The organism is Bacillus sp. NPDC060175, from assembly GCF_042728695.1.
Lineage (GTDB): Bacteria > Bacillota > Bacilli > Bacillales > Bacillaceae_G > Bacillus_A.
The window spans coordinates 16,304-32,906 of record NZ_JBHWYR010000021.1 but is presented as its reverse complement, the minus strand read 5'-3'; the positions used below and the strand labels follow the sequence as shown (position 1 = coordinate 32,906).

Below are 16,603 nucleotides of genomic sequence, written 5' to 3'. Positions count from 1 at the left end.
TTCAAATGCCACTAACATTACTATTACTCATATTCATAATAATTCCCTTCATTTCAGCATTAGCTCTCATTTTTATGACGGTTAAAAAAGGAACTTTTCTAAACCGACCATACTTACAATCATTCATCGTATGTGCTCTATTTTTTACGAATTGGATATTATATTTAATAAATTTTTATTCATTACTACCTGAGAAAGTTAGTCGATTTATATTTCTACCTATTTGGTTTTCCCTTTGCGTTTTAGGATTTATCGTTTTCGCACGCGAATGGAAGAACAATCGTGTTTTTTCCATATCTATCGGTTTTCTTTCTTTTATTAGTTTTCTATTTGGATTATTGTTGTTAGTTCTTTCGGGAATGTGACTGTGAAATGGTAGTAAAAACCTAATCACTTTATTTCATTAACAGCTTTGACCTGAACTTGGTATAATACCAAGTTCGGGTCTATTAATTTCTCCTTAATTTTTATGTAATTATTATATCTCATCTATTTTACACTCTCTTCTTGAAATCATTCCACAGTCTTTTAAACTTAGAAATTCATAGTATCAAGGAATTGTTCAGCTGCTTCATTCTCCTCAATATACTTTTGAAGTCGTATATTCATGATCCCCATATAATCATACCAATTTTAATAAATTCATTAATCACTTTTTAACAATTGAACTATCTTATCTTAAACAAATTGAAACTATATGGCATTTTCTTAATGATTGTAAAACCATTGTAAAAATTATAAATCTTTATATCTTATTATTTACACGTACAGTTAAATAGATTATTATCTTTATTGAGAAGGCCTCTCAATAATAAAATAACAGGGAGAAAAACATGAAAACAAAAATTTTTTCTATTATTACAGCTTTAACTTTAATGACATGTTTCGCTATACCAACATTAGCAGCATCTAGTAGTTACAGTTTTAAAATGGACTATCGAGTGGTGGATGGTAGTAAAAACAAACAGTTCCACACACTGTCTAAAGGAAGTGTATATATCAATGGGAGCGCATATATATATTCTACTGATGGAGGAGCGATGGGACCTTACGATGTAAAATATACTCTGTACAGATCTGCATGGGGTTCGGACCCTAGTTATGGAACAGTTAATGGCGGCATAAATAAATCTTTCTCTGGTGCATACAATGTTGATACAAATTCAAATGAATACTACTTATTTATTTGGAAAACAAATGACGATGGACAGAATGTAAAAGGGAACGGAAAAATATCTAATTAAAATATTGCTACTAAACTATGATGTCTAATAATAGACATCATAGTTTAAATATGAAAATATGAGGGATTTTAAACATGCTAATTGACTTTGATGGTTTTATTTTTATTGGAGCATTTATTATATGGTTATTTTTACTCCTCTTTTTTAAGTTACACCTAAAAAAGAGGAACATGTACTTACTATTTTTTTCAATATTTTATTTGTACCTTTGTGTAGTACTTAATTATACCCAATTCCCAATTATTATAGATGAAAATATGAAAAAAGAAATTGGACAAAATGTTTGGAGAGATGCTAATTTTATACCATTCAACACGGAGCATTTCGCTATAACAACATCATTACTTAATATACTACTAACAATTCCTTTTGGCTTTGGTTTTCCTTACATAAAAAAGACGAATTTCAAACAAGTTGTTTTATCAGGAATTGTCTTAGGGTTCTTGTTAGAAAATCTACAACTTTTATCAGCACTTTATGCCGGATTCACTTTTCGATATGTCGATATAAACGATGTAATTTTTAATTGTATGGGTGTCATTTTAGGGTATGGTATATCAAAAGGCTTTACCCTTGTGTATAGAACATTTATACACAAACTTGATATTAAATTGAATTCCTTTTTAAGATATATTTATGAAACGAACAATTCCTCAACATGACTTCCCTTTTACATTAGCATGTTCTATAACGTTTTATAGAACATTATAAAGCAAGAAAAATAGAAGAAAGAAAAGCCAACATTCAACTTTTCTTCCTTCTATTTTTATCTTTAGATTTCACTGTTACTGATTCACAAGGTGTGTAGTAAATTTGAGGTGTCGCCTTATCAACCACCATCATAAACGTAATAAAACCGATAATAAAGAAAATGAATACCGTTAATAAAATAGCGCCTATCGTTAAAAGTATCATAACACCACCCCTATATATTTCATGTTATTACACCTTTCGCTATTATATGAGCTGAATCCTTTTTAGAAAAATAAACGTAACAAAATAATTACAATGACTCCTGTTAATACTGTTCCTAATAAACTACGAGTATATATCGCTACGAAGAATGTTGGGATTGCCGCAATGATATAATCCCACTGCACTGTCTCATGCATAAATAATACTTGTGCTAAAAGTGCTGCTAATATCGCAATTGGTATGTAATTTAACCATTTTAAACCCCAGTCTGGAATTTGTAGTTTGCTAAATACGAGTAGAGGTAAAATACGTGGCACGAGTGTGACAGCTCCTGCTGCTAGTAAAAGTAATAATACGTCTAATCTCATTTCCATTTTTCAATCACCACTCCAATCGTCGCAGCTAATAAGGTTGCAATGATAACTGCTATACTATCTGGCATAAATAAGTGTGAAACGTATGCGATAATAATCGCTACAATTGCAACACTTAGATGAATGGCTAGTTTCGGTTTACTACTTATTAGCTGAAGTACAAATAATCCGATAAACATCGCTGGTAACGCATAATCCATTCCGTACGTATGAGGATCTGGTATCCACTCTCCAAAAAGCCCTCCGAGAACTGTAGCTAAAATCCAATTTAAATATGCTGTTACATTAAGTCCCATCATCCATTTCTCGCCTAAATAGCCTTTTTGTGCTGCTTGTTGCACTGCAACGCCGAAAGTTTCATCTGTAATTTGCGAACCAATTATTAAATTTTTAAAAAGAGGTATCTTGGTGAAGTAAGGTGCGAGTGCAGCACTCATTAATAAGTGACGTAAATTAACAAAGAACACAGTAAAAATAATTGCCGAGACTGGGGCACCAGCTGCATACATACCCGCTAATATAAACTGAGCAGAACCTGCGTAAATTAATGTGGACATAAAAGCAATTTCTATGATCGAGAAACCTGCTGTTTTCGCAATAACACCAGCCGCTATACCGATGCTCAAATATCCAAATACAGTTGGTAAACAATCCTTTACACCTTGCTGAAATGAATCATCGCTCTGCAGTGTCATATGTGCTTGAGCTTTATTCACCATTATCTCCCTCCATTTCTTCCATAGTACGTTTTCCTGTTACGACATGAACTAAATCTATGTTTTCACGCCATAATGTATCTAATTTATCAGCTCCAAACTCCTTCGTAATCTCTTCCACCATAATGTCGTGCCGAACATATTCTGTAGCGACGAGAACTAAAGCTGGATCGTACGTTGTAACGGCCCATGAAGTGCTATCATTTGAAAAGTTAGCAATTAATACTTCTTCCCCATCACGCGCGATAACAGTTAAATGACCACCCATTCTCTTTTCAACGACGTGAGGTGTCATATAATTATGGTGAAATGTCGCTCCTATTTTTGTTTCTGGAGCACCAAATAAAATTGAAAAAATATGTACGCCTTCCGCTTCCTTTCTATGAATGTATGGCTCAATCTCATGCACTTGATCTTCCCATACAGAAACCCATAACTCTTCCTTTGCTCTATTAATTATATTGCATATTTCTTTCAAAATACGATCATTTGAGCGAATATGCGAAATTACATCAATTTGTCGCTCTTGTTCTAAACAATTTAATTTTCGGTCTAAAAATTCAAAGGACTTTTCAAAATCTTTTCGCATTCGATCCATTAATTCCGTAGCTGGCACTGGTACATATTTCACTGGTTCAGAAGGAACGATATGCACCGCTCCTTTATCCATCAACTTGCCAAGTACTTCATAAATCATCGAACGAGGTACGCCTGTTTGTTTACTCACTTCATAACCTGTTACTGGATAATGTTTTAATAGTCCAATATACGCTTTACATTCGTACTGGGAAAAACCTAACTTTTGTAACTCCTTTATTATTTCATCCATCGGTAACCCCTCACAATTTATATAGCTCTAATTTTAAAACGACGATTTCACTTTCCATTAGTAGTTATTGTTATACCTACTAATATAAAAAAGAAGCCTCTACAAGTCAACTGATAATTCCGAATTTTTATTCGAAATAAAAAGCCTTCTTTTGAAAGGCTTTTTGTGCATAATGAATTATTTCAACTGTAGAGCATTTGATATATTACCCTCCAAATGCTCACGTAAGGTTGAACCTGTATACTCTTCCCTAAACACACCCGCTCTCACGAATAAAGGAATGACTTCACTAAAGAATAAATCCAATGATTTTGGAGGACCGCCTGGAATTGCAATGAATCCATCTAGTGCCCCTGCTTCAAATCTTTCCATAATTTGTTTAAAAACGTCTTGTGGTGTACCAATTGCAACCCAATGAGCAGAACCAACAACTTCTGGTCGTTCTAGTATTTGCTCAACAGTTGGTTCATTTTTTATGATGAAATTCCGTAATAATTCCGCATGTGTTTTACTACGTACAGTTTGATCTCTACTTGGTAGCATATCTTCAGTAACCTTACTTTCTAATGGTATCCCTCTAACATCTAATCCGAGAACCATTTCGAGTAAAGCGCACCTCTTCTCTTTTGTAAGATGTTGATGAGCTTGCCTGTGCATTTCTAGTGCTTCTTCATATGAATCACCAATAAAGAAATATAAACCAGGCAATACACGTATATCATCTTGCTTTCGGCCATGCTTTTCTGCTCTTCTTCTTAAATCTTGACGAAGTTCGATTCCTGATTCTACATCTGGCATCGCGGCGAAAATTGCATCCGCAACAGAAGCAGCGAAATTCCGGCCAGACTCTGACGCACCCGCTTGAAATAAAGGCATTTCCCCAGAAATATGTTGAGGAACATTAAGTGGACCTTTCACCTCAAAGTGTTCCCCACTATGCTCAATTGGCTGTACCATATCTCTAATTACGTCTGCGTTATCTACTTTCAAAACTTCATAAGGATGACTCCTCCAAAGTTTTCTTACTAACTCTGTACATTCTGCCGCTTTCGCGTATCGTTCCTCGGATGGTGGCATCCCTGCCCCACCAAAGTTTTCAGCACCATCAATTGATGTGACAATGTTCCATCCTACTCGGCCGTTACTAATCCAATTTAAAGATTGTAGTTGCCTTGCTAGTATATATGGTGGATAAAAGGATGTTGAAGCGGTCGTAACGACTCCAATCTTTTCTGTTGCATAAGCGATAGCAGTAAAAAGTAATGTTGGATCTAAAATTACATTCCCCTTATTACGTGCAATTAAATCTGGATGTGCCACTAAATAATCTGCTTTAAAAACAAAATCTAACTTAGCCTTCTCTGCCAGTTGTGCTAACTCTACTTGTTCATCGATTCCTGAATCAAACTTATTCTCTTGTTCTTTCTTTCTAGAAATCAAACATAGTCCAATGCAAAGCTGTTTTTTTATAGACATATGTACACACCTTCCCCTTATTTTTAATTCACCTAGTTAAACAAGTGATTCGACCATTACAACTTCCTTTCTTATTAAACATCATAAAATGATATTGATAATCATTATCATTTTATGATGTAACTGAAATAAAAGCAACAACAAAAAAGACTCCCGCTAACGGGAGTCTTTTATCTCAATATTTCATTTGCTTCTTTTTCATAAATTTTATCAAATGAAGTCATAATACGCTGCGATGCTTGAATCATTTTTTGACTCGACATAAGATCTGCCATCTCTTTCGTCATATCTACATTTGAATTTTCTAGCATATGATTTTTCACAATCCCTGTTCCATTCGGTAAATCAGCGAGGTTACCTTCTGCTAGTGTAAAACTTTTATTTTCTCGTTGCACAAGGCGAGCATTCGTTTCTGCATCTACTGTTTTCGTTTGCAAGCGGCCAATATTATTTTGTGTTACTTCATCGTATAATGTACCGTCTGCTTGTACAGCTATCTTTGCTCCTTCTGGAATACGAATACGTTCATTATTCTCACCCATTACGAAAGCACCAGATGCTGTTTGTAAATAACGATCACTATTTAATGTAAAACTACCGTCTCTCGTTAAAAATGTTTCATCATTTTTAGATGTAACGAAAAATGATGATGTGCCAGCCGCACCGTCGTCTAAAAAGAAATCTGTAGCACTATTTGTCATTTGTACATTTCCTTGTACTAAGTTCACATGCGTCGCAGCTGGTACGACAGCGTAATCGACCGAACCGATATTTGTCATCGCACCGTCACCGCGGCGATATGTGTCTTGCACATCAAATACTTTAGAAGTCATGTTTTCTGCTTTAAATCCTGTTGTTTGGGCATTTGCAACGTTATTTGAATGAACATTAATATGCTGCATGTAATTCATCATACCCATAGAACCTATATAAAGACCGTTCATACTCGTTTGAATAAGGCAAGCGCCTTATTCTTCACCTCTTTTCTTACGATGTTTGTAACATTTGTTTTGCTAAATGTTCAGCTGTAGCGATATGTATATGTTGCTTCACATCTTGTCCGTCTGTCATTAATACAATTGGAGCCGATGAAACTGCTGGAATTTTCAACAATTCACCACTACTCGCTGTTTCATCAAATTTCGTAAACACGATACCATCAATATGAATATCTTTAAAGTTCGTAATGATTTCAATCATGTCTTTACTTTTCATAGAAGCTGATAACGTTAAACAAATATAATCTGGCTCTACTTGCCCCATCGTCTCAATCATTTCTTCTACCGTTTCTGACGTACGATAATTTTTCCCAGCTGTATCAATTAAAATATAATCGACGCGCGCTTCTTCTTTAAAATAAGTAAGCGCCCTTGCCATTGCGGCTTCATCTCGCACAGCGATAACTTCTGCTCCAATTGTTTTTACGTAATCTTGCAGTTGCTGTACTGTCCCGATGCGAGAGTGATCTGTCGTAATAAAACCAACCGTTTTTTTCTTACCGTGAAACTGCCATGCCATTTTCGCAAGTGTCGTCGTTTTTCCAACGCCAGTTGGACCGATTAATGCAATTGTTTGTACCTCTTTTTCAAATACGTTTTCAGTATTGAAATGAGATCTCATATCTTCCAATATGTATCCGATGACTTCTTCTTCTGTAATCATCGTCGCATTCTCAAACTTCACTTTTAATTTTTCAGCATATGCATGAATGAAATATTGTTCCACATCGTTTTGTTCTAACATCCGGATTACTTTTTGAATAATAAATGGTACAGATTCCTGATTTTCTTTTTTTATAACTACTTCTTCTTTCTTTACAGAAATAGCTTGTTTCACAACAGGCTGCTTTTTCGTTACTTTCGTCTCCTCCATATGTTTCACAATGACGATTCCTTTTTCAAACAGTTGTAATAGTTTTTCTTTTTTTCTTGCCCATTCTTCACTATTTCCTGTTTGCATCGCCGCATATGACATAGAAGTCGTTACGTTTTCTAAATTGTGCAAGACTGATTGAATTCCATTTGCCTTCACGATTTCTTCTGAAGGTTCATTTACAACATCCATTAATTGTTCATGAAATTGAGTTACGCCTTCATTACTTTCTTCCTGTTTATCTTCAGGAAAAGCGACTAACATTTCATAATTCTTTTTCCAAAAAAACGGGATATTTCGTTTTACACTTTCATCGACAACGTAGTAATAATCTGTACCATATTGGTCAAATAATTTTCGATACAATTCATTTTTCGAAGCTGCTTTTATTCGCATTAACGCTTCTTTTTTTTCTGTACTTTCCATTACTTCACCCCCTACTATTCAATATAAGCAATTTGATCTACAACAATTTCTGGTGCCAATTCACTAATACATAATACTTTAGCTTCTATTTGATAACGTTCAAGAAGTCTCACAATAGCAAATCTGAAATCTTTTCTACGCGTTAATAATACTGGCTCTCTTCCCATTAAACGAGCTTGTTTGAAAACGCGCTGTACTTGTTCTACTACACGCGTTTCTAAATCTAAATCCCAGTTTAATAAATAACCTTGGTATGAATTATTAACAACATCTGCATCTAACTCAAGCGAATCAGCGAAGAGTGCTGCATAAATTTTCCCATCAGGATTTTTCGCACTCTCACAAATAACTTTTGAAATACATTCACGAACAAACGCCGTTACACCATCAACATGGTTTTGATAAATTTCTTTCCCGTCAATAATACCTTCAATAATTGTCGGTAAATCACGGATTGAAATTCCTTCTTTCAGAAGCTGCTTAATAACATTTTGAACGAGTGATAAATCGATTTCTTTCTTCTTAATCTCTTCTAATAAAACGCCATTATCAGTTTCAAGCGAGTGAATCAAGTCTTTCACATGTTGACGCTGAATTAACTCATGAAGGTTACGTCTAACGACAACATCTAAATGCGTAATTAAAATGCTAAGCGGCTCTAACACTTGATAGCCTTTCATTTGTGCATCTTGTACCATATGCTCCAAAATCCAATATCCATCTTCACCAAAAATTGGATCTTTCGCTGGTTCTGCATCTAAATCAGCCATTACGTTCGGTGTTTTCAGTGCTAGTAAATAACCTGATTTTAAAACTCCTTCAGCAGCTTTCGCACCTTTAATACGAATAATGTAACGTCCGCGCGGTCTAAAACTCGTATTATCTTTAAAGTTAATTCCAGGAACGTTAATACCAAGGTCGGTAATAATCGACTTCCTCATAAGAACAACTTTATCTCGAGCTGTTTCCCCGTTAATCTTCTGCTTTACAAGCGCCGCTAAATCTAAACCGAGCTCTACAATAATTGGATATTTATCTGTAAAGACTCCGAATGAATCTTCCACTTGCTGTAATTGCTCTTCATCGCCTTGAATCATTTCTAATTCTTTTTGAAGCTCGTCTTCTTTTTCTTTCTTTATTCGCTTTTTATTACGAATTCCTAAGAAAATAATCGTGCCTCCAACGAGCGCAAATGGTAAAAATGGTAGCGGTGTAAAAACACCCATTGCGATAAATAAACCACCGAGTGCATATACAACAACTTCATGCGCTAATAACTCTTTAAAAATTCCTTCAGTTACTGTATCTGCTGAACCGTCAAATACACGCGTTACGATAATACCTGTTGAAATCGCAAGCATTAACGAACCGATTTGGTTTACAATTCCGTCACCGACAGTTAACTGTGTATAGTGAATAGCCGCATCTGCAAAGCTCATTCCTTGCTGCATCATACCAACAATTAAACCGAAAATAATGTTTACAAATAAAATGACAATCCCGAAAATAACGTCCCCTTTAATGAACTTTCCGGCACCATCCATCGCTCCGTAAAACTCTGTTTCCATATTTAATTTTTTTCGTTTCGCCTGTGCATCTTTTTCTGTAATAAGACGCTGATTCAAGTCAGCATCGATAGACATTTGTTTCCCTGGTAAAGAATCAAGTGTAAAGCGAGCTGCTACTTCAGCTGTACGAGACGCACCGTTTGCAACGATAAACTGGAATATGATTAAAACTATAAAAATAACGATACCAATTAATAAGTTCCCACCAATTACGAACTGACCGAACTCTTCAATAACATGACCCGCATTTCCGTCTGTTAAAATCGCTCGCGTCGTCGAAACGTTAATCGATACGCGGAAAATCCCGATTAATAACAACATCGTCGGAAATGACTTTAATTCATCCCACTCGTTAATACTTGTAGCTCGCATATAAATAAGCACTGACATACTTAGTAGAAAAACGATAACGATATCAAGTATAAATGGTGGAAGTGGAATTAAGAGCGCCACAACGAATGACGCTGCTAAAAAGATAGAAAAATAGGTTCTTGCAGAATCCATCTTAAACAAAGAGATCCCCTCCAAACGCGCTATTATACTTCAAGTTCTTTCGTTTGAATTAAATAGCGCATAACTTCAATTACAGCTACATATAAATCTTCTGGAATCGTCTCATCTTCCTCGACTTGATAATATAAAGAACGAGCGAGCGGACGGTTCTCTACCATTGGTATTTCTTGTTCACGGGCAAGCGTTCGTATATATAATGCGAGCTCATCTTCCCCTTTTGCAACGACAATAGGCGCCGCATCAACTTGTTTATTGTAACGAAGCACCACTGAAATATGCGTCGGGTTGTTCACAATAAACGTTGCACCATCCATCTTCTTCGCGATTGTCCCTTGCAAGATGGCATGCATAAAGTTTTTTCGTTTCCCCTTTACTTGCGGGTCCCCTTCATTATCTTTATGCTCTTGTTTCACTTCTTCTTTTTTCATCTTAATATCTTGTTCGTACTCCCATTTTTGATAAATGAAATCAATAATAGAAAGAATGATTAAAATAATTAAAATGGCTAAAAAGATAAATTTAATTTGGCTAATAATTTCAGTAAGTGACGCTGTCCAGTTAAATCCAATCATACTAACAATCTTCTCTAAATTCTTTTTAAAGAGAACGTACGAAACGTAACCGATTAATCCCATATAAAACAGTGATTTCAAAATATCTACTAAACTTTTACGACTAAACAATCTCGTAAAATAGTTTTTCGGATTAATACGTGATGCTTTCGGCTTAAGTACTTTAGAAGAAAATAAGAAACCAACTTGAATCATATAATTGAACAAATGAAAAGCATATACAAGTATTAATATAGGAGCCGATACTTTCAGAAGTAATATACCCATTAAATAAAAATACTCGGTCGAATCTGTATTTTTTCCAATTTGATCAAACAGTACCGCTACGGAATGTGCAATCTCATAGCCGAGCCAATCTCCGAAAAAGTAAACGACAACTGCTAATACGAGAATGGAAAATAAATTATTTAAATCTTTACTCCGGGCGATATTCCCTTCTTCACGCGATTTTTTACGCTTCTGCGGGGTGGCCTTTTCTGTTTTATTATCCTTTGCCATACGCGTCCCCCTACTTCGTTAAGAAAAAGTTAAATAGTTTCGTATACTCTTCCAGTAATACGTCTGTCATATTTTTAAACACATAACCGAGCATCGGTACGCTCATCGCAATAAACAAAATACCACACGTTATTTTAATTACGTACGCATTCATAAAAACGTTTAATTGTGGTGCATTTTTTGCGATTAAAATAAGGACGAAATTAATAATGAATAGACTGCCCATAAGTGGCAAAGCAATTTCAACCGCTGATGTAATTGCAAATAATAACGTTGCGAGTAGACTATCTAAAAAACTAGTCGTCAACAATTTTGAAATCGCCTCTGTATATTGAAACGACTTTAAAATCGTGGCAACGAAATAGTTAATGCCGCCCAGTGAAATAAAAATAATAAGAAAAAATATATCAAAAATTGTTGATAGTAAAGTAGACTGTGATCCTGCATTCACATCAAATAAACTCGCCTGCGATAAACCGATATCAAAGTCTAAAATATGCCCTGCCATTTTCGGAATGTTCCACAGCATCTCTACAATTTTTGAAAGTGATAATCCAATTACAATTTGCGTTCCTGCATAAGCTGCAACATCCCAAACTGTCTTTATGTGAGAGACATCCACTTGATCGGCCACTGTAATCGAAAGAGCGAGTCCAAATGTAACCTTTGCCATCGCCGGAATTGATCGGCCTGAGAAAAACGGTAGAAAATATAAAAATGAAGTAATGCGACAAAACGCAAAAAACGTCGCCGCCCATAATTCCATATTCATTTCAGTTCACCTATCTTAGTACGAACGCAATAGCGATGGGATTTTATCAAATAAATCTAAAATAAGCATCGTTAACTCTTGAAACATCCACGGACCTAAAATGATAATAACGAGCACAATACTCGCCATTTTCGGTAAAAACGTCAGCGTTTGCTCTTGAATTTGCATCATCGCCATAATAACCGCGATAATAATAACGACAATCATACTTACAACGGCAATCGGCATTAAAATCATAACCCCTTTATAAAAAAAGGTTTGGAAAATATCTATAATTGGTGACGTATTCATTTATATGACTCCTATCACATAGCATCAAACGCTTCAGGCGACCGTTTTAAACATAATATCGACGATTTTTGTATATCCACCTAAATATACGAAAACGAGTATTTTAAATGGTAAACTTAAAATCATCGGCGGTACCATCATCATCCCAAGGTACATTAAAAGTGTACTAATAATTAAATCAATAAAGACAAACGCTAAATAAATGAACATCCCTGTAAGTAACCCTTTTTGAATTTGCGTTAACGTAAAGGATGGCACAAGCGTAAACAATGAAAGATCCTTTAAATCTTTCGGCAACTCTTCTCCACGCACTTTCAGCATCATTTTCAAATCATGCTTATACGTATGCTTCGACATATAATCTTTCATAATCGGAGCTGTCGTCTCCGCAGCTTGACTTACTGTTATTTTTTCTTTCGTCATCGGGTCCCACACATCACTCTTTAATTGACCAAGCACTGGCTGCATTGTAAACAGCGATAAAAATAATGCGAGTCCAACAAGCACTTGGTTCGGTGGTAAATTCATAACCCCAAGCCCTTGACGAGTAATCCCAAGAACAATCATAAAATAAGTAAAATGCGTAAATAAAAGAACGATAGAAGAAGATAATGATAGAAGGGTAACGAGTGCGAATAGTTGTACACTTGAATTACTCGTAAACTCTTTTCCATTTTCGAAATTAATAAAACCGTTCGGGGCTGCATACGCTGGATTTACAAAAACAATTGAAAAAATAATAGAAAATACGAAAATAACGGCAAATAACGATAACTGTTTCTTTATTCTCATGATGGATCCTCTACTTTTTTCGTTTCACTCTTCACCGCGTCTTCTAGCGCTTGTTGAAACTGATTTCCTGTTCCTGTTAATTGCACAGATTGTACACCGTTATTACTTATAACAGTAAACACTTGCTTCCCGTCCACTTCAAATAAAAAGGCGCTCGTTTGATGATTTAAATAAACACCGTCTTTCACTTGAATATGGCCGTTTTCACCTTGCTTAAAAAACTGCTGTTTGCGCGTCTTTTTCGTCATATAATATGCACCATAGCCGAGCGCACCAAACAGTAAAACGACTTGAAATAAGGTCGTCATATACGACATATGACTCCTCCTCTACTCTTTATCCTGCATTTGATTTTGCGCCTTCATAAGCGCCGCGTGTTTCTTGTCAGCTTCAATTTCAGAAATAATAATGCCAAACTTCTCGTCCATTACTATTGCCTCACCAATACCGACTTTCATATCACTTAAATATACATCTACTTTATGTCCTAAATTTTTCTCTACTTCAAGAACATCGCCAACTTTTAATTGTTTCACATCGCCAAGCTGAATCGATGACTTCCCAAGCTTTACACCAAGTTCAATCAAAATATCCGAAACGGTATCAATATGCGCTTTACCCGCTTCATTTCGCTTCCCTGCAAATTCTTCTAATCCCATTAATGACACAGGAGATACTTCATGCTTCATATGGATCCTCCTACTCTATAAAACTTTTAAATAGGAGCGCCTTACGCGTTCCATCTTTCCCAATAAAACAATTAAATTTATGTTTCCCATCTACATAACCACGTAGTTGATCTGAAACTTTCGTATGAAGCGGAATAATATCGCCTTCTTCAATTTTCTCAATCTCACCAATCGTCATCTTTTGCTCACCAATCGCAACGTGAACAGGTTTGTACACTTGATTTACTTTCACTTCTACTTCAGACGTATATTTTTTACGCTTATCTGAAGAATGTTCGACAATATTTTCAGACGTTAACTTATCCATAATCTCTTCAACAGATAAGAACGGAATACCAATACGAACCGTCGTATTCCAAAACTCTGTTTTCATATTTACATTCAGTAATGAAATAATATCGCTTGGCGTTGTAATCTTCAGCGCATTCGGATCTGTCTCCGTCGTTACAAACTTCGGTTCAATCGCAACAACGCTTTCAAATGATTGCTCTAAATTTTTACAAAGTAGCAAGAATATATTATCAAGCGTTAAAAACTCAAACGCCGTTAACGGTCTGCGCATCGTAAAGTTACGCTTACTATCTCCGCCAAGCCAGCATTCATGAATATATATAACGAACGCTAAATCAATCTCAATAACAATTTCGCCAAGTTCTGGTAAACCTAGATCTATCACGCAATATAAATAATAATCTTTCGGCATTTTCTCTACATACTCACTCGTAAATGGAACTTGCTCAACCGTTGAAGGCTCGAGTTCAATTGGAATACGCATACGAGCTGACAACGTCTGTGACGTCTGCTTTCCAAATGTAGACGCAATCGCCTGCAAACTACGTAAATGCTCAACACCGAACTTCTCCGGTCTATTAAAATCATACTCTTGAAATTTATCTTGCTTCCCTGCTTCTTGTGCGAAAGCTGGCATTTCCTCGCCTTCATTTACCGCCTTCAGCAGGGCATCAATTTGCTCTTGGCTTAATTTTTCGCCACTCATGATAATCCCCTTCCCTACCTTTTCAATTCAACGATTTCGACATACATTTTCCCATTCTTCGTCAAAATCTTTCCGGTTCCAATCTCTTCATTCTCAAGCATAAGACGCACCGTATTTTTCGTTGAATTTTCAAGACGATACAATGTACCTTTCGTAATATGAAGCAGATCTTCAATTTTCTTTTTCGTATTTCCGATTTCAAAATAAATTGTTAACGGAATATCATCTTGTAATTTCAAATCTAGCCAACTCCCATATCATGTTCACAAAAATTTCATGTTCTCTCTATATATGAAATTTCTTATTTTGAAACGTCGATATTTAATATTTTTTTAATATATCCTTGCGTTTCTTTAAATGGCGGTACGCCTCCGTACTTTCTCACATTACCAGGACCAGCATTATAAGAAGCAAGCGCCAATACGAGATCACCGTTATTTTTCTTTAAATAACCACTTAACTCTTTCACACCGCCCTCAATACTTTCAGCTGGTGAAAATGGATTTTTTATACCCATCTCTTTCACATTCGCTGGCATAAGCTGCATTAACCCCATCGCCCCTGCATGTGACACCGTTTTCGGATTAAAATTAGACTCCACTTCAATCATTTTTTGAATTAACGTTTTCGGAATTCCATATGTATTACTTACACGATCAATAATATCCTCATACTTACCTTCATTGGAAGAACGTATTTTTTGAATATTATACTTCTTCGTTAATTCCCACATATCAGCAGGCTCATTTTTCGTTTCTGGGAAACGTCGTTCAAACTCTTTTTGTGCAACTTGCACTTCATCTACTTGCTTCGTTTCAGCTTTCTCCGTCTCCTCAGGCTTACTCGCTTCCTCTACTTTATTAATAGATTCTTCTGGTTTATTAACAACCGTTTCTATTTTCATAGATTGTACCGGCTGACTCATATCTTCTACTTTTGCCGGCTGCGTAGTAACCTTCGACTCCTTCGCAGGTTCACTCTGCAACTTCTCTTGAAAACGACTACTAACGAATGCTTGTGGACTGCTTAGCTTCTGCTGAATTTGTCCTTTTTTATATGCAAGAACTTCTTTTACTATATTTCCAACTACCATAATATCACCTTTTCAGTAAACAAAGATATTCTATATATTAGAGTTTTTTTTAAAAGTTTGCAATAATCCTTTTGATAATATTGTAATAAAAAAATGAACAAATAGAAAATTATCATTTTTTTATATTCAATAATTACAATTAATCGTTGACACGATATATACCAAGGATTACAATTAATCTCGAAATTGATTTTTTTGCATATTTACGTTTATCAATTAACAGAAAAATCAATATAAAAAAATGGGGGTTCTTATCATGAGAATTAATACAAACATTAACAGCATGCGTACACAAGAGTACATGCGACAAAACCAAGACAAAATGAATACATCTATGAACCGTTTATCTAGCGGTAAATCAATCAACAGTGCAGCTGACGATGCGGCTGGCTTAGCTATCGCTACTCGTATGCGTGCGAAAGAAGGCGGATTAAACGTTGGAGCACGTAACACACAAGACGCTATGTCTGCTTTACGTACTGGTGACGCTGCATTAGGTTCAGTTTCAAATATCTTACTTCGTATGCGTGACCTTGCAACACAAGCATCAAGCGGTACAAACAACGATAAAGATATCGCATCTATGGACAAAGAGTATCAAGCATTAGCACAAGAAATTGATCATATTGCTGACAAAACAAATTTCAATGGTAATGCATTTTTAGGTGGTCCTGGTGGGAAAGATATCACGATTCAACTTTCTGATGCTTCAAGTGATACAATGAAAATCACAGCTATCGATACAAAAGCTATAACAACTGCAACTTTAGCTACACCTACAGCTACAGGCACAGATAAGGCTTTAAATGCAGCTTCTGCACCAGCTCAAATCACAGCTCTTGACACTGCTATTCAAGAAATTGCTGACGCTAGAGCAACTTTCGGTTCTCAATTAAACCGTTTAGACCATAACTTAAACAACGTAACGAGCCAAGCTACTAATATGGCATCTTCTGCTTCTCAAAT

General features: G+C 35.7%; 21 protein-coding genes. 4 read left to right on the top strand and 17 right to left on the bottom strand.

Going from position 1 to position 16,603, the window contains the following annotated elements; all coding sequences use genetic code 11:
* Positions 1 to 5: 5 nt before the first annotated feature.
* The 3 genes from ACFWDE_RS12970 to ACFWDE_RS12960 all read left to right on the top strand — a co-directional run bounded on the left by ACFWDE_RS12970 (position 6) and on the right by ACFWDE_RS12960 (position 1,906).
* The gene (locus ACFWDE_RS12970; protein ID WP_016094371.1) at positions 6 to 365 is read left to right on the top strand and encodes a hypothetical protein; all 360 of its coding nucleotides are present in this window, start codon (positions 6 to 8) and stop codon (positions 363 to 365) included.
* A 468-nt stretch (positions 366 to 833) separates the two neighbouring features.
* Positions 834 to 1,244 (top strand): hypothetical protein, encoded by a 411-nt coding sequence (locus ACFWDE_RS12965; protein ID WP_002064674.1) that lies wholly within the window; start codon positions 834 to 836, stop codon positions 1,242 to 1,244.
* 74 nt (positions 1,245 to 1,318) lie between these two features.
* Positions 1,319 to 1,906, top strand: coding sequence for a VanZ family protein (locus ACFWDE_RS12960; protein WP_377892734.1), 588 nt, complete (start codon positions 1,319 to 1,321; stop codon positions 1,904 to 1,906).
* A gap of 82 nt (positions 1,907 to 1,988) precedes the next feature.
* Here ACFWDE_RS12960 and ACFWDE_RS12955 read toward each other — a convergent pair whose 3' ends face one another.
* The 17 genes from ACFWDE_RS12955 to ACFWDE_RS12875 form a co-directional block, all read right to left on the bottom strand.
* Positions 1,989 to 2,159, bottom strand: a complete 171-nt coding sequence (locus ACFWDE_RS12955) for a DUF3951 domain-containing protein (protein ID WP_002064673.1) — start codon at positions 2,157 to 2,159, stop codon at positions 1,989 to 1,991.
* 62 nt (positions 2,160 to 2,221) lie between these two features.
* Positions 2,222 to 2,533, bottom strand: coding sequence for an AzlD domain-containing protein (locus tag ACFWDE_RS12950; protein ID WP_070141625.1), 312 nt, complete (start codon positions 2,531 to 2,533; stop codon positions 2,222 to 2,224).
* A complete protein-coding gene (locus tag ACFWDE_RS12945; protein ID WP_033706620.1) occupies positions 2,524 to 3,252 on the bottom strand; it encodes an AzlC family ABC transporter permease in 729 nt (242 codons plus the stop codon). The genes ACFWDE_RS12950 and ACFWDE_RS12945 overlap by 10 nt, the downstream gene beginning before the upstream one ends.
* Positions 3,242 to 4,078 carry a TrmB family transcriptional regulator gene (locus ACFWDE_RS12940; RefSeq protein ID WP_377892731.1) on the bottom strand — a complete coding sequence of 279 codons (837 nt, stop codon included), beginning with the start codon at positions 4,076 to 4,078 and terminating at the stop codon, positions 3,242 to 3,244. The genes ACFWDE_RS12945 and ACFWDE_RS12940 overlap by 11 nt, the downstream gene beginning before the upstream one ends.
* Positions 4,079 to 4,255: 177 nt before the next feature.
* Entirely contained in the window at positions 4,256 to 5,554 is a 1,299-nt protein-coding gene (locus ACFWDE_RS12935) for an NtaA/DmoA family FMN-dependent monooxygenase (RefSeq protein ID WP_377892729.1), read from the bottom strand.
* Positions 5,555 to 5,724: 170 nt separating this feature from the next.
* Positions 5,725 to 6,498 carry a flagellar basal-body rod protein FlgG gene (locus ACFWDE_RS12930; RefSeq protein ID WP_377892728.1) on the bottom strand — a complete coding sequence of 258 codons (774 nt, stop codon included), beginning with the start codon at positions 6,496 to 6,498 and terminating at the stop codon, positions 5,725 to 5,727.
* Positions 6,499 to 6,541: 43 nt separating this feature from the next.
* Positions 6,542 to 7,852, bottom strand: coding sequence for a flagellar biosynthesis GTPase FlhF (flhF, locus tag ACFWDE_RS12925; RefSeq protein ID WP_377892726.1), 1,311 nt, complete (start codon positions 7,850 to 7,852; stop codon positions 6,542 to 6,544).
* Positions 7,853 to 7,866: 14 nt separating this feature from the next.
* A complete protein-coding gene (gene flhA / locus ACFWDE_RS12920; protein ID WP_377892724.1) occupies positions 7,867 to 9,933 on the bottom strand; it encodes a flagellar biosynthesis protein FlhA in 2,067 nt (688 codons plus the stop codon).
* Positions 9,934 to 9,956: 23 nt separating this feature from the next.
* On the bottom strand, positions 9,957 to 11,003 hold the full coding sequence (gene flhB, locus ACFWDE_RS12915) for a flagellar type III secretion system protein FlhB (protein ID WP_002011992.1): 1,047 nt from the start codon (positions 11,001 to 11,003) through the stop codon (positions 9,957 to 9,959).
* 10 nt (positions 11,004 to 11,013) lie between these two features.
* Positions 11,014 to 11,775 carry a flagellar biosynthetic protein FliR gene (locus tag ACFWDE_RS12910; protein WP_001055697.1) on the bottom strand — a complete coding sequence of 254 codons (762 nt, stop codon included), beginning with the start codon at positions 11,773 to 11,775 and terminating at the stop codon, positions 11,014 to 11,016.
* A 15-nt stretch (positions 11,776 to 11,790) separates the two neighbouring features.
* A complete protein-coding gene (locus tag ACFWDE_RS12905) occupies positions 11,791 to 12,066 on the bottom strand; it encodes a flagellar biosynthetic protein FliQ (RefSeq protein ID WP_002011993.1) in 276 nt (91 codons plus the stop codon).
* A gap of 33 nt (positions 12,067 to 12,099) precedes the next feature.
* Positions 12,100 to 12,858 carry a flagellar type III secretion system pore protein FliP gene (locus ACFWDE_RS12900; protein WP_002135432.1) on the bottom strand — a complete coding sequence of 253 codons (759 nt, stop codon included), beginning with the start codon at positions 12,856 to 12,858 and terminating at the stop codon, positions 12,100 to 12,102.
* Positions 12,855 to 13,175: a hypothetical protein gene (locus ACFWDE_RS12895; RefSeq protein WP_000121176.1), complete on the bottom strand. Its 321-nt coding sequence runs from the start codon at positions 13,173 to 13,175 to the stop codon at positions 12,855 to 12,857. Before ACFWDE_RS12895 ends, ACFWDE_RS12900 begins: the two co-directional genes overlap by 4 nt.
* 12 nt (positions 13,176 to 13,187) lie before the next feature.
* Entirely contained in the window at positions 13,188 to 13,547 is a 360-nt protein-coding gene (locus ACFWDE_RS12890) for a flagellar motor switch protein FliN (protein WP_377892720.1), read from the bottom strand.
* Between the two features lie 10 nt (positions 13,548 to 13,557).
* A complete protein-coding gene (fliM, locus tag ACFWDE_RS12885) occupies positions 13,558 to 14,544 on the bottom strand; it encodes a flagellar motor switch protein FliM (RefSeq protein WP_002086450.1) in 987 nt (328 codons plus the stop codon).
* Positions 14,545 to 14,558: 14 nt separating this feature from the next.
* Entirely contained in the window at positions 14,559 to 14,783 is a 225-nt protein-coding gene (locus tag ACFWDE_RS12880; RefSeq protein ID WP_000775712.1) for a flagellar motor switch protein FliN, read from the bottom strand.
* A gap of 62 nt (positions 14,784 to 14,845) precedes the next feature.
* On the bottom strand, positions 14,846 to 15,637 hold the full coding sequence (locus ACFWDE_RS12875; protein WP_377892719.1) for a lytic transglycosylase domain-containing protein: 792 nt from the start codon (positions 15,635 to 15,637) through the stop codon (positions 14,846 to 14,848).
* 256 nt (positions 15,638 to 15,893) lie between these two features.
* Between ACFWDE_RS12875 and ACFWDE_RS12870 the strand changes: the two genes are divergently transcribed.
* Positions 15,894 to 16,603, top strand: a 710-nt coding sequence (locus ACFWDE_RS12870; protein WP_377892717.1) for a flagellin N-terminal helical domain-containing protein, incomplete at its 3' end; no start/stop codon positions are given.

Coding starts and splice junctions, on each gene's coding strand:
- ACFWDE_RS12970 (WP_016094371.1), top strand. CDS start 6: ATGCCACTAACATTACTATTACTCATATTCATAATAATTCCCTTCATT.
- ACFWDE_RS12965 (WP_002064674.1), top strand. CDS start 834: ATGAAAACAAAAATTTTTTCTATTATTACAGCTTTAACTTTAATGACA.
- ACFWDE_RS12960 (WP_377892734.1), top strand. CDS start 1,319: ATGCTAATTGACTTTGATGGTTTTATTTTTATTGGAGCATTTATTATA.
- ACFWDE_RS12955 (WP_002064673.1), bottom strand. CDS start 2,159: ATGATACTTTTAACGATAGGCGCTATTTTATTAACGGTATTCATTTTC.
- ACFWDE_RS12950 (WP_070141625.1), bottom strand. CDS start 2,533: ATGGAAATGAGATTAGACGTATTATTACTTTTACTAGCAGCAGGAGCT.
- ACFWDE_RS12945 (WP_033706620.1), bottom strand. CDS start 3,252: ATGGTGAATAAAGCTCAAGCACATATGACACTGCAGAGCGATGATTCA.
- ACFWDE_RS12940 (WP_377892731.1), bottom strand. CDS start 4,078: ATGGATGAAATAATAAAGGAGTTACAAAAGTTAGGTTTTTCCCAGTAC.
- ACFWDE_RS12935 (WP_377892729.1), bottom strand. CDS start 5,554: ATGTCTATAAAAAAACAGCTTTGCATTGGACTATGTTTGATTTCTAGA.
- ACFWDE_RS12930 (WP_377892728.1), bottom strand. CDS start 6,498: ATGAACGGTCTTTATATAGGTTCTATGGGTATGATGAATTACATGCAG.
- flhF (WP_377892726.1), bottom strand. CDS start 7,852: ATGGAAAGTACAGAAAAAAAAGAAGCGTTAATGCGAATAAAAGCAGCT.
- flhB (WP_002011992.1), bottom strand. CDS start 11,003: ATGGCAAAGGATAATAAAACAGAAAAGGCCACCCCGCAGAAGCGTAAA.
- ACFWDE_RS12910 (WP_001055697.1), bottom strand. CDS start 11,775: ATGAATATGGAATTATGGGCGGCGACGTTTTTTGCGTTTTGTCGCATT.
- ACFWDE_RS12905 (WP_002011993.1), bottom strand. CDS start 12,066: ATGAATACGTCACCAATTATAGATATTTTCCAAACCTTTTTTTATAAA.
- ACFWDE_RS12900 (WP_002135432.1), bottom strand. CDS start 12,858: ATGAGAATAAAGAAACAGTTATCGTTATTTGCCGTTATTTTCGTATTT.
- ACFWDE_RS12895 (WP_000121176.1), bottom strand. CDS start 13,175: ATGTCGTATATGACGACCTTATTTCAAGTCGTTTTACTGTTTGGTGCG.
- ACFWDE_RS12890 (WP_377892720.1), bottom strand. CDS start 13,547: ATGAAGCATGAAGTATCTCCTGTGTCATTAATGGGATTAGAAGAATTT.
- fliM (WP_002086450.1), bottom strand. CDS start 14,544: ATGAGTGGCGAAAAATTAAGCCAAGAGCAAATTGATGCCCTGCTGAAG.
- ACFWDE_RS12875 (WP_377892719.1), bottom strand. CDS start 15,637: ATGGTAGTTGGAAATATAGTAAAAGAAGTTCTTGCATATAAAAAAGGA.